This is a genomic window from Rhodococcus sp. OK302 (assembly GCF_002245895.1).
GTDB lineage: Bacteria > Actinomycetota > Actinomycetes > Mycobacteriales > Mycobacteriaceae > Rhodococcus_F.
Genome location: NZ_NPJZ01000002.1, coordinates 312724 through 326595 on the forward strand (window position 1 = coordinate 312724; position 13872 = coordinate 326595).

17 protein-coding genes and 3 pseudogenes are annotated in these 13872 nt (G+C 61.6%); 11 read left to right on the forward strand and 9 right to left on the reverse strand.

Annotated features, from left to right (window positions below; genetic code table 11):
- Positions 1-417: 417 nt before the first annotated feature.
- From BDB13_RS29180 to BDB13_RS29200, 5 genes are all read right to left on the reverse strand, one after another.
- Positions 418-627 carry a hypothetical protein gene (locus tag BDB13_RS29180; protein ID WP_141210755.1) on the reverse strand — a complete coding sequence of 70 codons (210 nt, stop codon included), beginning with the start codon at positions 625-627 and terminating at the stop codon, positions 418-420.
- Between the two features lie 146 nt (positions 628-773).
- Positions 774-1265 carry a hypothetical protein gene (locus tag BDB13_RS29185; protein ID WP_141210756.1) on the reverse strand — a complete coding sequence of 164 codons (492 nt, stop codon included), beginning with the start codon at positions 1263-1265 and terminating at the stop codon, positions 774-776.
- Between the two features lie 131 nt (positions 1266-1396).
- Positions 1397-1570 (reverse strand): hypothetical protein, encoded by a 174-nt coding sequence (locus tag BDB13_RS32440; RefSeq protein WP_169637014.1) that lies wholly within the window; start codon positions 1568-1570, stop codon positions 1397-1399.
- 562 nt (positions 1571-2132) lie between these two features.
- Complete coding sequence (locus BDB13_RS29195; protein ID WP_094275525.1) at positions 2133-2345, reverse strand: hypothetical protein; 213 nt, start codon at positions 2343-2345, stop codon at positions 2133-2135.
- 30 nt (positions 2346-2375) lie between these two features.
- On the reverse strand, positions 2376-2660 hold the full coding sequence (locus BDB13_RS29200; RefSeq protein ID WP_141210757.1) for a hypothetical protein: 285 nt from the start codon (positions 2658-2660) through the stop codon (positions 2376-2378).
- 436 nt (positions 2661-3096) lie between these two features.
- Here BDB13_RS29200 and BDB13_RS32445 point away from each other — a divergent pair, with 436 nt between their 5' ends.
- From BDB13_RS32445 to BDB13_RS29220, 4 genes are all read left to right on the forward strand, one after another.
- Positions 3097-3417, forward strand: a complete 321-nt coding sequence (locus BDB13_RS32445; protein ID WP_094275527.1) for a hypothetical protein — start codon at positions 3097-3099, stop codon at positions 3415-3417.
- A complete protein-coding gene (locus BDB13_RS29210) occupies positions 3414-3617 on the forward strand; it encodes a hypothetical protein (protein ID WP_094275528.1) in 204 nt (67 codons plus the stop codon). Before BDB13_RS32445 ends, BDB13_RS29210 begins: the two co-directional genes overlap by 4 nt.
- Positions 3618-3788: 171 nt before the next feature.
- A complete protein-coding gene (locus BDB13_RS31885) occupies positions 3789-4088 on the forward strand; it encodes a hypothetical protein (protein ID WP_141210758.1) in 300 nt (99 codons plus the stop codon).
- A gap of 239 nt (positions 4089-4327) precedes the next feature.
- Positions 4328-4897, forward strand: coding sequence for an immunity 22 family protein (locus BDB13_RS29220; protein WP_094275415.1), 570 nt, complete (start codon positions 4328-4330; stop codon positions 4895-4897).
- 77 nt (positions 4898-4974) lie between these two features.
- On the opposite strand, the gene BDB13_RS33695 is transcribed toward BDB13_RS29220, so the two are convergent.
- Both BDB13_RS33695 and BDB13_RS29225 read right to left on the reverse strand, forming a co-directional pair.
- Positions 4975-5097, reverse strand: a complete 123-nt coding sequence (locus tag BDB13_RS33695) for a zinc finger domain-containing protein (RefSeq protein WP_141210795.1) — start codon at positions 5095-5097, stop codon at positions 4975-4977.
- Between the two features lie 22 nt (positions 5098-5119).
- Positions 5120-5539, reverse strand: a pseudogene (locus BDB13_RS29225) (glycosyltransferase family 2 protein); the annotation flags it as partial.
- A gap of 1 nt (position 5540) precedes the next feature.
- Between BDB13_RS29225 and BDB13_RS29230 the strand changes: the two are divergent.
- From BDB13_RS29230 to BDB13_RS29260, 7 genes and pseudogenes are all read left to right on the forward strand, one after another.
- A pseudogene (locus BDB13_RS29230) lies at positions 5541-5942 on the forward strand (IS6 family transposase); the annotation flags it as partial.
- 232 nt (positions 5943-6174) lie between these two features.
- On the forward strand, positions 6175-7572 hold the full coding sequence (locus tag BDB13_RS29235; RefSeq protein WP_094275530.1) for an IS110 family transposase: 1398 nt from the start codon (positions 6175-6177) through the stop codon (positions 7570-7572).
- 16 nt (positions 7573-7588) lie between these two features.
- Positions 7589-7888: pseudogene (locus BDB13_RS33865) on the forward strand (DDE-type integrase/transposase/recombinase); the annotation flags it as partial.
- Between the two features lie 315 nt (positions 7889-8203).
- Entirely contained in the window at positions 8204-8851 is a 648-nt protein-coding gene (locus tag BDB13_RS29245) for a M15 family metallopeptidase (RefSeq protein WP_254923106.1), read from the forward strand.
- Between the two features lie 2 nt (positions 8852-8853).
- On the forward strand, positions 8854-9522 hold the full coding sequence (locus tag BDB13_RS29250) for a phosphatase PAP2 family protein (protein WP_094275531.1): 669 nt from the start codon (positions 8854-8856) through the stop codon (positions 9520-9522).
- Positions 9523-9577: 55 nt separating this feature from the next.
- On the forward strand, positions 9578-10273 hold the full coding sequence (locus BDB13_RS29255; RefSeq protein WP_094275532.1) for a winged helix-turn-helix domain-containing protein: 696 nt from the start codon (positions 9578-9580) through the stop codon (positions 10271-10273).
- A complete protein-coding gene (locus BDB13_RS29260; protein ID WP_094275533.1) occupies positions 10270-11772 on the forward strand; it encodes an ATP-binding protein in 1503 nt (500 codons plus the stop codon). The genes BDB13_RS29255 and BDB13_RS29260 overlap by 4 nt, the downstream gene beginning before the upstream one ends.
- A gap of 126 nt (positions 11773-11898) precedes the next feature.
- Here BDB13_RS29260 and BDB13_RS33280 read toward each other — a convergent pair whose 3' ends face one another.
- Positions 11899-12114 (reverse strand): hypothetical protein, encoded by a 216-nt coding sequence (locus BDB13_RS33280; RefSeq protein ID WP_254923107.1) that lies wholly within the window; start codon positions 12112-12114, stop codon positions 11899-11901.
- A 72-nt stretch (positions 12115-12186) separates the two neighbouring features.
- Positions 12187-13503: an MFS transporter gene (locus BDB13_RS29265; RefSeq protein ID WP_254923108.1), complete on the reverse strand. Its 1317-nt coding sequence runs from the start codon at positions 13501-13503 to the stop codon at positions 12187-12189.
- Between the last annotated feature and the right edge of the window lie 369 nt (positions 13504-13872).

Genomic DNA, 13872 nt, shown 5'->3' on the forward strand with positions numbered 1-13872 from the left:
CGAACTCCCCGGACAGTCCGGACGAGCAATCCACCTACGGTTCCGCCTGCGTCCAACTACTGATGTCGTGGTGTCCGTGCTCTCGGCTCCTCGGTCGTCGTTCGTACATCCGGTGAGTACCAGCGCGATTCCCACGCCCACGCGCAGAGTCGATGCCGTCAGGACATGGCCGGATACTTTCGGTGATTCCCCCATGCCCGACGACTACGGTCCGTCGCCTTCTCGTCGACGGCAATCGGTACAAACCAGATGCAACCGCCATCCGGGACGTGCCATCACCCCAGGTCGCAGCACTGAAACTCTGATGTGAGGTTTCCAGCGGCGCAACTCTGGGCCGCTACTCGGTCCGTGGCGGCGATGTCGGACACTGAGACAGGGTGCGCTGGGCGTCAGCCCGGGGTGAGGGTCTCAGCGGCGTCAGCCCGGGGTGAGGGTCTCAGCGGCGTCGTCAAACGCGTCGAGGAACGTCACCGAGATTCCTTCTCGTTCAACGCTCGTTCCGGAGCGCACCGACCTGCCGGACACGCTCGGCGTCAGCAACCATTGCGGGGATCTGGTCGCAACGTCTTCGAAGGGTGCTTCATAGGCGCTCGAGTAGTGGCGCGGGATCGCAATGCGCTCAGACAAGAATGCCCGCAACTACCACTCCGACCACTGCCTCGCCGCCATCCCGCACTGGCTCACCACCGACCTTTCGCGACACCCTCCGGGAGCGATCGTCGAGTGCTCGGGGCGGCGCGCAGGTCAGCACTTTTCGGCGGGCACTGCGGTTCCTACTCAAACCACGGGACCTCGGCGTGCGCCACCGTGTCGTCAACACCGGCCGGAGAGACAACGAGCTCGAAGACCGGGCCGTCGTCGGATGCGAACTCGCGGAGCAGGATCCGATACCGTCCTGCGGGGACAGAGAGTCGGGAGTCGGGATCGTCGGTCTCCGGTCGTTCATCGTCGAACTGCGCGCCCATCGTGAGTTGCGTGTAGTCAGTCAACCAGACGCCGTCGGCCGCGTCGATCACTCCTGCCGCTTCCCGCTCGGCCCGCTGCGACGACCCCTCCGCGACGATTCGCAGCTCTCCGCCCGCGGCATCGGGGCCCGCGTAGGCGACGAACAGTGCACCGCGGCTCATCTGTTCGGCGAACCGCGTCAGGAGCTCGTCCAACTCCCAGTCTGTACCGACGAATCCGTCGTAATGGCCTGCGGCGACGAGGCATATGAACCCGTCCTCGTCCACGGAGGTGATACGCGGAAAACCGGGCATACTCATGCGATACATGGTAACCAGCGTGGCACCGATACCTGTTTGGCAACACACCCTATGTCCGGAAATGTACTGGGCACCAGCACTATTGATGATTCAGGCGCCCACCCAACGCGTTGACGGAGATCGGCTGGCGACTATTGACGCTGATCGAGCCGCCGAGTCAGTTCGACAACCAGCCATGTGATCCCGAGGAGGACGGCAACCGACCATCCGGCGATGGCGGCACCAGGAACGTCGATCAGGACACCGCCGAGAGTGCAGAGCACAATGGCGGCGCCAAACAATGGAATCAGGCGGCTACGGCTCATCGGATATCTCCTTGCAGCGGATCAAGTTCCTCGCACACCGCCAGTCCACGCTGACACACCGCACGACGCTTCGGGGTTGGGCATGTGCAGTCGCATGCGTGACGGTCACCGCTGGTGCCGAATCTTGCGTGCGCGCGAACGTGGCGGCTCCCGCGGTGTCGCACCCCTCGCGACAACCTGACGCACGAGACACCACTCTAATCGAACATATTTTCGAAACCGAGCGGGGTGAGCTGCACAAAGACTGATACTGACCTGTTACAGGGGAAGTTCTTGCCTCGGCGTTTCGGGAAGGAATATTGTGTGATGTGCGGAGCGGCGAGCCGAAGGGGTTCCTCCGCCCGTAACGCACAGATGGCCCGCCAACCGGCTGTGTACTCGCCGGGGGGTGGGCCACATGCAGCTTGATCGAGGTCGGCGATTCCGTCCTCAGTGAACTTGTAAGACATTGCCGGTCAGGTCTTTTCGATCACCGTCGTTCATCTCTACCATCCCAGATCACGAAAGAAGACGTGCGCGGTAACGCCTCGACAGCGCATTGCGCTTGATCCAGGACATCACGTCACATGCGGTGGGTGAGGTTGTCACGATGTGCACACACAATCGCATGGGCCGCCCGAAGACTGCGAGCTGCATCGGCGAGGTGAGCGACTATGTCCTGGTCTTCGGCTTCGACGGCGAGGAAAGTCTCGACCTCCGGCGACGCGGTAGGCCCCGCATACAGCGCCCGAAGCGTGCCGCGAACGTCGGTGATCGCGGCACGCAGAATCTGCACGGTAGTCGGGGCGGCACTCGGTGGTGTCGGTCATGCGAGTCCTCGATCGTGTGCGGTCGGCGTTGCATTCGTCAAATACGAGGAGAGCATGTCCGAGGTGCGAGTGGCGAGGTCGAGATCCTCACGCAGGATCTCGACACCGTGAACCGCTCCGGTGAATCCTGCGCACAGATTCCATGCAAGGCGGTGACCGGCCGCTGTGTCGCTGATCGCCCCGGAGCCGATGCCCTGGTCCATGAGGTCACAGGTGACGTCGACCCATTGCCGGTAGGCCTGATGCGCGCCGTCGACGGCAGGTTCGAGGGTCAGTTTCATTCCGTCGCGCAGGAGCAGATCACTGTCGCCTTTCCGCGCGAGATCGACGAATACGTTTCGTAGTTGGCCGGTAGCGGATTCGCCAGTGGCATGGGCGCGGGAGAATGTGGTCGCAACAGCGAGAGACCAGCCCTGAACGAGATGCTGGGCGATCGCCTCTTTGGACGGAAAGTCTTAGAACATAGAGCCTTTGGTGAGATTGCCGGCGGGCAGGGAGCGTTATTATGCACTCGTGTCGGTGAGCGAAGCGCTGTTCCGGTGCTGCGCCGAGCCCAGTTTCGCGGTGTGCTGCGGATCGCGCGGCAATCATCACAGCAGACGAGCAGGATTCTCTAACCAACCCCTAAGAGTTCACTAACGAACGCTGAGTTTCCCGCCCACAAATTCGGAGATGTCGAGGCCATCCTGGCCACGACCCCGAGCGAGGGGATCACCCATGCGTAAGTCCATCATCGACAACCCTGTCCGCCGGCGAGTAGCCATCACCGCAGCCGGAATCGCTGCTGTCGCGGCGATCGCCGTGCCCGGCGTTGCCTGGGCCAGCGGTGGCCTCTCCGAGACCGCACCGGTCGTAATCTCCACCCCCGCTGCGAATCCGGCCCCGGCCACGCAGTCCGACACCCCGAACAGCGAGTGTGGCCGCGACCTGACCCAGGAACGCGAGCGTCCCATCCGCCACGCCGGCCTGCTGACCCGGTCGGTGCTGCGGGCGGCCGGGGCCTCGTTCCTCCGCGCTCAGGCGCAACGAATCAGGTGACCGACACCGCCCGCATCCTGCTCGTCGACGACGACACCAAGGTCCTCTCGTCCCTCACCCCGGCCTACGTCCGCAGACCCGGCGCGCCCGTTTCCGCGCGGAACCTCACATCGAACCACCCCGACCGAAAACCACTGAACGCCTTTCTGCGGGTTTCGGTGTGCGTTTTGACGTGGGTGCATCAAACGCTGGGAAACTGACGCATGCTGAATCATCAACTCGTGCGGGAAATCGCATCGCAACTCGAGGACTATCTTCAGGCTGCGAGTTCGCTCCCAACCGAACCCTCCGCGCCGATCGAAGACGGCGCGGAGGGCTGGTTCGCGCCGGCGCCAGGTTCCCCCTCATACGGCCGAACGCCATGGGTGAACATGAGCGATGTCCTCGTACGCCCGATTGGCAGGACCATCGTCGTTTCATTTTCATGGCGGCTCGAGCCTTCTGGCCAAAAAGCCACCTACGTGTTGCCCCTAGAAGCACCGGACTTCGATGCAATTGGCGGTTCGGACAAGGTCATCACCTTGCTCGACTTCCGACTGGACGAACCAGATTGGCAACGAAACGCTCACCTAATGGGAGACGACCTCTACGTCCTCGTGATGTCCCGACAACGTCAGCCTGGCAGCGGCGGATTCTTGCCCGGCGACCAGCGGCCTCTGCGATCTGACTGACAGCCCGCCTATCCCCCGAATTCACGTTTACCGGGAAGCATGTCCGCAGCTGGGTCCGTCATGCGAATCCATCAACCGCGCACTGGCACCCTCTAACCTGAAACCATGACTTTCAGCACCTTAGGCGTTCGACCAGCCGCGAGTTCACTTGCCGCTATGTGCACTCTGGCAAGTCCTCTACCCGGGTCGCCCGCGCGTACGCGCAATCTGTCTGTCGACGAGTTCGAAAGGGTCCTCTCATGAACCCGCGGCACAGCGAAGAGTACAAGCGGCATCTTGTCGACGAAGCATTCAACCGGACGCCACCCGGTGGCTTCCCCGAAATCGAACGGCGCGAGGGACTTACCCCCGGCACCCTCTTCGACTGGGTAGATACCTATGGACCGCCGAAACCACTCGCCCCCTTCTCCGCTTTGCATTTCTGGATCGGCACGACCGAACAAACTGAAGCGGAGTTCTTCGCCTACTTCGATGTGCCCGACGCCTACTGGAAAGACGAGGACGTCTCCGCGATCGACGCCGGTGTCGGGTTCAACATTGACCTCGACGAGGCGTACGCCTACGACGACGATCTGCTGCTCAGCATTCACGATGATGTTCCGATGCTTGTCGCCGAACTCATCGCCGAGAGCACGCTCGAATCGGATGCCTCCGCAGCAGCAATCGTGAAGGCATGCGCTGAACGAGGCATCCATACCGCCAACGCCATGTTCGTCTACGCCGACCCGACGCAAAGCATCCAGGACACGACGAAGCTGTACAACCATTTGCCGTACATCGGCCTGTTCCCAAGCAGGGAAAGCATCTGAACACCGAACGTCGGGCCGCGAAACCGGGGAGCACCTCGAGACGACGCTGAAGGACACCCCACTTCAATGACTTCCAATCACCGCCGCCGCTGGCATCGCGGGCAGAAGTGAGAGCCGCGCGGGCCCGAGCTTGTGTATCGCCGGTCAGGGACCGGACGATGTTCGCTGACAGTGACAAGGCACCCGCCAACGCCCGAGATCCGTCGAAATTGCTACCGCACGTCAGCTCGTGTAGCTGAAGACCTGCTCCCAGGTTTCCTTGCTGGTGAGATGCGGTACCGCAGCGCGATACTCGTCCTTCAGTGCAGAGAACCGAGCCGTGAGTTCACGGCGCAGAGCGACGGGTTCCTTGAGCAACGCGCGGGCCTGGATGTTGTCGCGCTTGCGATAGACCACCCCGCCCCCATCGGCCGTCGTGACGGTGACCCCGTCGACCTGAGACAGCAGGAACCACCGGGCGTCGGCTGTGGGGTCGTTGAGCTGCGGACGATGGTGATGGCGTGCATTGGCCGGCCGTGTGTTGTGGACCAGGCCTCGCACCAATCGTGTGGCGATGCCAACCTTGCCGACCGGCACCGTCACGGCGGCACTGTCACGTTGCTGAACGCGGCAAACTGGGAGAATCGGTGGGGTGAGCACCGCAATGCCGTCGTACAAAAGTCACCGCTACCCGGTCGAGATCATCAACCACTGTGTGTGGTTGTACTTCCGGTTCCCGCTCAGCTTCCGTGAAGTCGAGGAACTCATGCTCGAACGCGGTGTCGTGGTGAGCTACGAAACGATCCGCCGGTGGTGCGCCAAGTTTGGGCAGGCCTACGCCAACCAGCTGCGCCGACGCCGGGCACAACCCGGCGACAAGTGGCACCTCGACGAGGTGTTCATCCGTATCAATGGTCGGCAACACTATCTGTGGCGGGCGGTCGACCAGCACGGCACTGTGCTTGACGTCCTGGTCCAGTCCCACCGAAACGGTAACGCCGCCAAGCGATTCTTCCGTAAGCTGCTCAAAGGCTTGCACTATGTGCCGCGGGTGATCGTCACCGACATTTAGATTGGGTGAGGGCCCACGAGACGAACGAAACACCGACTGGAACGCCTGGCGATTCCTGAAGCTTGAGTGTCCGCCCGCGGACCCGCCCGGGTCAGATCGGTGTCCCTGTTCAGGAACTTGGAGCTGCCTCGTGCAGACGGACTCCTGCTTACAGAATGTCTGGGCAATGCCGTCCCCCCGTTCCGGGCTTGTCGTCGACGTTCTCCCGAACAGAAAGGCACAGCACATGAACCTCACCCTCGGAATCGACCTCGCATGCCGGGCAGCGCATCAAGCCTCGCTCGCACGCCCAGATGGCACCTACATGTGGACCGGCAAAAAGTTCTTCACCCGACCAACAGACCTCGAAAAGCTTTGGACTGCAATCGGACTCAACCAAGAAGACGCCGTGACCGTCGTGTTGGAGCCGACCCGCAACGCGTGGGCGCCGGTCGCCTCGTGGTTTCGCCGCCGCGGCGCCACCATCGTCATGGTGCCCACCACACAGTCCGCTGACCTGCGGGCCTACTACTCCAAACACACCAAGAACGACCACCTCGACTCCAAACTGCTCGCCCGGCTACCGCTGCTCCATCCGGAAGGACTGCGCGAGCACACCAGCGACGGACCCGCCGACCCGCTGCGCAGAGCGGTCAAGATGCGATCGTCGATCGTCAAGCGGCGCACCGCGATCTACCAACGACTGGACGCGCAACTCGAACTGCTCGGCCCCACCTGGTACGACGCCTTGGGCAGTAACTACGGCAAATGCGCACTCGCCGTACTGATCCGCTACGCCGACCCCACCAGCATCCTGCGTCTGGGCCCCGCTCGTCTGACCCGATTCCTGATCCGGTATTCCCGCGGAGCCTGGCGCGACGAACACGCCCGAACGCTGCTGGCAGCGGCGCGCGAATCACTCGAACTGTGGGGTCCTGACGGCATCGACTTCGCCGAACTCGCCGCCGACATCGCGGTCGAGGCACTGCAGGCCCGAGTGCTCACCGAGCAGGTCGAGGATCTCGACGAGCGGATCGCCGATCTCTACGAGGAAGCCGACCCGACAGGGATTATCGCTTCCGCGCCGGGGATGGGGCCGGTCAATTCCGCTGTCGTCGCCGGCCGGATGGGTGACCCGCACCGGTTTCCCAGCCTCGCCGCGATCCGAGCCTATTCCGGACTGGTCCCCAAGGTCAGCCAGTCCGGACTGCGCAACCACCAGCACGGACTGACCAAGGCCGGGGACCCACTCCTGCGGGAGGCCTTGTTCAATGCCGCCGACCACGCTCGTAAGACGGACCCGCAGCTCGCGGCGAAGTATGTCCGGTTGATGAACTCCGAACGTCACCACGACTCTGCGATCTGTCACAGCGCGACCATGCTGCTGACCAGGATTGCCGCCTGCTGGCGTGCCGGAGAGCATTACGTGTTGCGCGATACCGACGGCCACGTCATCACGCCCGCGGAGGGCCTCAGCATCGTCCGTGAACACCACCAGGTTGACCCGAAGATTCGCGAGAAGGCCGCTCACCAACGTCAGTCGAAGCGGCTGAAGGTGAGGGCGGGTCGGGAGCAACAGGAGTCGCCGAGCGCTCCAACATCCCGGCCCACCGATTCCGAGTCTACGAGGCTCGATGTCGCTTGACTGTTGTTAGGAACTCAAGCTCGGCAGCTACCAGGTCGCCCACCGCGAGATGCTGGCCTCGGTCGAGCATCGGCAGTCGAAGTATTTTCAGCAACCGGGCCGAGAATTCCCATCAACCCGCCCGACAGCGGGAGCGGGCGATGAAACGCTTCACCTCAGCCGGGCACGCGCAACGCTTCTCTCCGCTTTCTCGGGTATTTCGCCGCATTTCCGGCCACGCCGACACCTGCTGACCACGGTCGAGTGGCGTACCGAGATGGCCGACCGATTCGTGGTTTGGCGGGAGATCACCGCGACCAACGCCGCCTGGAACTGAACTGCCCGGCGGTGTCCCGTAACAGACTGCCCCAAACTAGATGTGCCGCTACACTTTTAGATTAACGTGACGGTGCCTCACACCGGCATGAGTAAGAAACACCGGGGCAGGTCCAAGAATCGACACCAATAATGGTTACCGTCCCCCGTGTGCTGAAAGCTCGTCGAAGGCGGTAGTAGCAATTGGTGTCACACCGCCTGCCCCAATTGCTGCTACCTTCACCGTTCTGACTTGTTACAAAGCTGTAGCAGGTTGTAGCGCAGTCGACGAGTAGTCACCACCTCACTGTGACAGTAACCGAGCAGTCTCGGTTCCATGCCCATCGACCGCCGAATCATCTGCCTCCTCGCGCTCGGAGCACTCACACTCGGTTCCTGTTCAGCTGAGTCCCCCGATCAGCCAGGGCACGGTAGCCTCCTCCGCTATCTGCCGGACTCGGACACTTCTACCGACTCAAGACTTGGCGGCGGCGAGATCGAGGACAACGTCAGTCTCGGCGATACTTCTGTCGACTCGGGACCGGCCGGCGGCGAGATCGAGGACAGCATCAGCCCGTACAACACACAGTTGCCCGCATTGGCACGCTTGGACCCCGCGCTGCTCGCCGCACTTCACTCGGCAGCCGCCGATGCCCAGAAGTCCGGCGTTGCCATGCACGTCACCTCCGGTTGGCGATCGGCGGCATTTCAACAGCGCCTCTGGGACGAAGCAGTCGTAAAGTACCGCAGCGTAGTCGAAGCCGCACGGTGGGTGCACCCGCCGAACCTCTCGAAGCACGTCAGCGGACGAGCCGTCGACATCGGCCCGACAAATGCCGACGACTGGCTCATCCAGCACGGCAGCGACTACGGACTGTGTCAGACCTACGCCAATGAAATGTGGCATTTCGAATTGGCGACCCACCCCGGCGGCGATTGCCCGCCCCAATTGAGCAACCCCTCTGAAGAGGGAGAAGGCGCCTGACCATGCGGCGTGTCAAACTACCGAGACTGCTTGCCGCACTGGCACTCCTGATACTGGGAATCTTCGATTTCGAGTTCGCAGTCAACACCACCGGCGGCCAGATACTCGATCAGCAGATCATGGTGGGCGCGGCTGACTCCGACGATCTCGGGGCGACGTCCGCGGCATTCGTCGGACTGGTCACTCCGAATCTCATAGTGGGAGGAGTACTCGTGGTACTCATGATCACGTTGCGCAACGACCCGATTGCACTGGCACTCCGCGTTGCCGCCGTGACACTGGGACCGATCACCACGGCCTGGGTACTCAAACAGTCGCTTCAGCGACCCGATTTGAACGGCCTTGTCATGCACAATTCCTTCCCCAGTGGCACCCTGACTGCTGTTGCCGCCCTGGTCTGCGCGATCATGCTCGCAACTCCCCGGCGATGGCGAGTAGTCGTTGCGGTAAACGGCGGCTTGATCACCATCGGCACGGCTGTCTCGGTAGTCGTGTTGCAATGGCACCGGCCCAGCGACGTGATCGGTGCGTTGCTTCTGGTCGGCTGCTACACCCTCGCCGTGTCAGCTTTTCCGTTGAACAGCACGGTTCCACAGCGCTCGGCACCCGCCGACACCGCCACCCCCGGCAACCCCGGCAACCCCGGCAACGAAGGACTTTCCCGAGTATGAGACGCCTGTACCCTGGACTGACCGAGATTCCTCCGACTGCAGAAGGTACCGGATCATGGTGAACATCCTTTTCATAGAAGACGATCCGGCAGTCGCTGAGGCAATCATGTTGGGGCTGAACCGACTCGGGCACACCGTCAGCCAGCGGCCCGACGGCAACACCGATTTCGACGACGCTCTGCTCGCCGCAGACCTGGTACTTCTCGATCTCGGACTTCCGGGTGCCGACGGCTACGAAATCTGCCGACGCATCCGCACCCGTAGCGCCATCCCCATCATTATTCTGACCGCACGATCCGACGACATCGATACCGTCGCCGGACTGGAGGCCGGTGCCGACGACTACGTCGTCAAGCCCGCCAGTCCGCGGGTACTCGACGCCCGGATCAAAGCCGTCGTACAACGATCAGCGCCCACAACCCAGACTACTGAAATAGTCTCTGCTACCGAGACTTTCGGCGAACGCGAGGTAGATCGATCCTCCCTCCAGATCCGCAAGTCCGGAACACAATTGACCCTCACGCCCACCGAGATCCGCTTGATTCTGGCCCTGACCCAGAACCCCGGACTGGTCCTGAGCCGTCAACAACTGCTGCCGGCCGCCTGGGATCAGAAATACCTCGGGGATTCGCGCATCGTCGACGCCGCAGCGCAGCGCCTCCGAGGCAAGATCGAAGACGACCCGACCGAACCGACGTTCATCGAAACCGTCCGCGGCTTCGGCTACCGATTCAATCTCCAACCCCGATGAACCCGGCCCGAATTCACGTCAACGGCCTCCGCACTCGACTGGTTCTCGTCTTCATCGCCATCGTCGTGATCATCGCCGGAGCGACCGCGGGCGCAGTCTCGCTGATGGCAAGGTCATGGATCTACTCCAACGCCCAAGACGTTGCGACGGCACAGTTCCGCGACGAGGTGGTGCCGATCAACGGTGCGTACATCAACGGACTGACGCCAGCGAACCTCATACAGTACTTTCAGTCTGACATGACCGTCATCGCAGACGGCGAGGTACTCCGGCAAGGCGCCATGGATCCGTCCGAGATACCGTCGAGTTTCTCGAACGACCTCAGCAGTACCGAGCTGATTCGTTTCGAGCGACTCGACTCCGAACGAATCCTGCTCGGCATTTCGGTCGAAGTCACGGATACCTCAACGACCGACGGCAGCGAAAATCCGACCGCCGTCACAGACCCCTCGGTCCGCCCATTGATCGGGGTACAAGACAAGTTCAACATGTCGGTCGATGGCACCGATACCTCAACGATCGACGGCAGCGAGAATCCGACCGTCGTCACGGCCGTTGCCGTTCGCCCCTTGATCGGAGTGCAAGACAAATTCAACGATCTTCTGCGCGTCGTAGGACTGACCCTCACACTCGGAGTTCTGGCCAGCGGACTCCTGGGATTCTGGATCGCATCGACCCTGGTCCGTCCGCTCAAACGGCTCGACGAGGCAGCCTCACGCGCCGCCGAGGGCGACTTGAGTGTCCGGCTGCCCGAAGACGGCGTTGCCGAATTGGCGCAATTGACAACCACATTCAACAACATGGTGGCACGTAACAAAGCTGTCATCAACGAACTCGAAGAGTCGGAAGAGCAATCCCGGAGATTTGTCGCCGACGTCTCGCATGAGCTTCGTACTCCGTTGTCAGCGCTCGTACCCGTCGGCGAGATCCTCTCCGAAGAGATACCGAACCTGCCACCCGACGCCGCCGCCGCTGCCCGGATCGTGAGCAGCGAAATCGCAAAACTCACCAGACTTGTCGAAGACCTCATCGAAATGTCGCGACACGACTCTCAACAGGCACTACTGGTGCTGGACGATATCGACCTCGTCCTCCTGACCGCGCGCACGCTCGAGAGCCGCGGATGGTCCGATATCGTGGAACTCTCCTCCCCCGAAAGCATCAGTGCCCGAGTTGATTCACGGAGAATCGATATCGTTGTCGCCAACCTCGTGGGCAATGCACTGCGTCACGGATCGCCTCCGGTGCGCGTCGAACTGCACACCGAACCCGGCCATATCGTCATCCAGGTCATCGATCACGGACCCGGAATCTCGCCCGAACACCGACAAGCGATCTTCCGTCGATTTTTCAAAGCCGACACTGCCCGCGGGCGTAGCGAGGGCAGCGGACTCGGCCTGTCCCTGACAGTCGAGAACGTGCATCTGCACGGCGGCAGCATCGACGTCGATCCGGTCGACGGAGCAACAGTCTTCACGCTGCGCCTGCCCAACGACTGACTCGGCTTTGCCGCATGACAACGGGGCTGGCATCTTCAAGGGCAAATCGCGTGCCACATTGGTGGGAACATGCAGGTGGCCGAGTCGACAGCCCAACGCCGGCAGCACTCGGCCACCAACTCCAATTCAGCCTAACCGACCTTTCGACGAGCACGCGCCTGAACCCAGTTCGTGGTCGAGATCGATACCAGCGGACGCGCGGTAGTCAGCGACGACCGAATCGACGGCGGCGGCGCTGGCACGGAGATATTCGGTGCGGATGTCGGCGGGCATTGTCCCCGGCCGTGTTGTCAGGCCGACAGTCATTCGACTGCCAGCCCGACACATTGCTGGTTCATTCACAGCGAGAGAGTCTCGCTATCGAGCGCGAACGCTGCCGAGGGCGGATCCAGATGAACTGGAACGGTGTAAAGATCAGCCTCGGATGGCTTTCCGATCGCGGTCGGGATCCGCGAAGATCAGTACTCCGACGGCGGCGATGACGGCGAGGACGCCGATTCCCTGGAACGCCAGGCCGTAACCGGCAACCGGGGTCGCTGCATGGTCAACGATGACGCCCGTGGCATATGGCGCAATGAGACCACCAATAGCCATCGTTGCGAGGAACACACCCATAGTGCCAGCCGTCTGCTGAGGTGGGCACAGGTCGGAAATGGCTGCGTTGAGAAGGGGAAATACCATGCTCACGGCCCCATAACCGAGCGACAGGACTATGACCGCCACGATGGGTACGTCGAAGAGTGGCAGAGCCGCCAGGATGGAACCTCCGATGAGCACACTGATACACGGAACCAGAATCCGAGCGGTTCGGGAGCGTCCCCCGGCCGCCAGCCATCGGTCAGTCACCACGGTCGAAATGATCATCAAGACCAGGGCGATCAAGGATGGGAGAGCGAACATCGACCCTGCCTGCAACGCACTGTACCCGAGCCCCTTTTCGAAATACGAAGGGAGCCACGTCAATACAACCGTGGTCAAAGCGTAGACAACAATAGTCAGAGCGCTGCAGCTCAGGAATGTGCGGTTGAGGAAGATCTTTCGCCATGGAACGCTGGGCTCAGCGTTCCCACCGTCATCGTTCGCACTGTCGCCAGCCTGCGACTTCGATGACTTTCCGACGTAGGGGCCTTCCTTCCAGCCGATCAGCCAACATACCGACCATGCAATACCGAGGAAGGTCAACGTGATGACAGCCGTTCGCCAGCCGTAAGAGACAGTGAGATAGGTGAGGACTGGCGCGAGGAGGAGCTTCCCGACAGTACCCGAACCCATCAGAAACGCCCCTGGGAGGCCACGTTTTGCAGGTGGATGCCACGAATAGGCCGCAGTATGCATGAGCGCGGAACTCGGGCCTTCGGCAAGACCCAAGAGCATACGACCGACGATGAGAGTGACCAGGCTGGCTGCTACCACCAGGGGCAGCAACACCACTGACCAAATCGCAGTCAGGATTAACAGTGCCCAACGCAATGACAGATACTTGTTCAGTGGGCCCGCAAGGAAGCCTCCGATGGTGAACGTCAAGAAGAACAGTGAGCCGACCATTCCAATCTGCGTGGAACTCAGTCCCAGTTCCCGTGCCAGTGGCTGGGCGATGATACCCAGAATGGCTTTGTCGGCGAAGTTGACGACGTAGAGAAAAACGACGAGCCCGGTCATGCTCCAGGCACGTCGCCGGTCAACACTTCGAGTTTGGTCGGCTATCGGATCCGCAACTTGCTCAGTGGTCATTTAGTCGTTCCTTCGGGTTGGTGTTCTGAAACCTCTCGGGTTGCAGCTTTAGGCATGGCCGATCGGCCTTTGCAGTACGTGAGGCAATCTCCACTCGGCGACATGATTTCGGTTGGCCGCAAAGAGGTCTCATGATTGGCACCCACAAGCGCGGAAGAACGACACGGGCGTGCGCCGCTTCATAAGCGCGAGCGACAAGGCGCGATCCAAACAAACCTTCGATTTACTCGAGACCGCAAGTCGAGTCGATACCTCGACAACGTCGAAAAACTTGGGTAACCAAGCTTCCGCTCCCCACTATCTCCATGACGTCTGCAATCTACCGCGAGGATGAGACGAAAGCACTTGGGCAATAACCCATTCCGAAAC

Excerpts from the sequence above, each read along its gene's own strand:
- BDB13_RS29245 (WP_254923106.1), top strand. The coding sequence starts at position 8,204 with ATGCCCATCGACCGCCGAATCATCTGCCTCCTCGCGCTCGGAGCACTC.
- BDB13_RS29200 (WP_141210757.1), bottom strand. The coding sequence starts at position 2,660 with ATGAAACTGACCCTCGAACCTGCCGTCGACGGCGCGCATCAGGCCTAC.
- BDB13_RS29265 (WP_254923108.1), bottom strand. The coding sequence starts at position 13,503 with ATGACCACTGAGCAAGTTGCGGATCCGATAGCCGACCAAACTCGAAGT.
- BDB13_RS29250 (WP_094275531.1), top strand. The coding sequence starts at position 8,854 with ATGCGGCGTGTCAAACTACCGAGACTGCTTGCCGCACTGGCACTCCTG.
- BDB13_RS29255 (WP_094275532.1), top strand. The coding sequence starts at position 9,578 with ATGGTGAACATCCTTTTCATAGAAGACGATCCGGCAGTCGCTGAGGCA.
- BDB13_RS29260 (WP_094275533.1), top strand. The coding sequence starts at position 10,270 with ATGAACCCGGCCCGAATTCACGTCAACGGCCTCCGCACTCGACTGGTT.
- BDB13_RS29185 (WP_141210756.1), bottom strand. The coding sequence starts at position 1,265 with ATGAGTATGCCCGGTTTTCCGCGTATCACCTCCGTGGACGAGGACGGG.
- BDB13_RS29235 (WP_094275530.1), top strand. The coding sequence starts at position 6,175 with ATGAACCTCACCCTCGGAATCGACCTCGCATGCCGGGCAGCGCATCAA.
- BDB13_RS32440 (WP_169637014.1), bottom strand. The coding sequence starts at position 1,570 with ATGAGCCGTAGCCGCCTGATTCCATTGTTTGGCGCCGCCATTGTGCTC.
- BDB13_RS32445 (WP_094275527.1), top strand. The coding sequence starts at position 3,097 with ATGCGTAAGTCCATCATCGACAACCCTGTCCGCCGGCGAGTAGCCATC.
- BDB13_RS31885 (WP_141210758.1), top strand. The coding sequence starts at position 3,789 with ATGAGCGATGTCCTCGTACGCCCGATTGGCAGGACCATCGTCGTTTCA.
- BDB13_RS29220 (WP_094275415.1), top strand. The coding sequence starts at position 4,328 with ATGAACCCGCGGCACAGCGAAGAGTACAAGCGGCATCTTGTCGACGAA.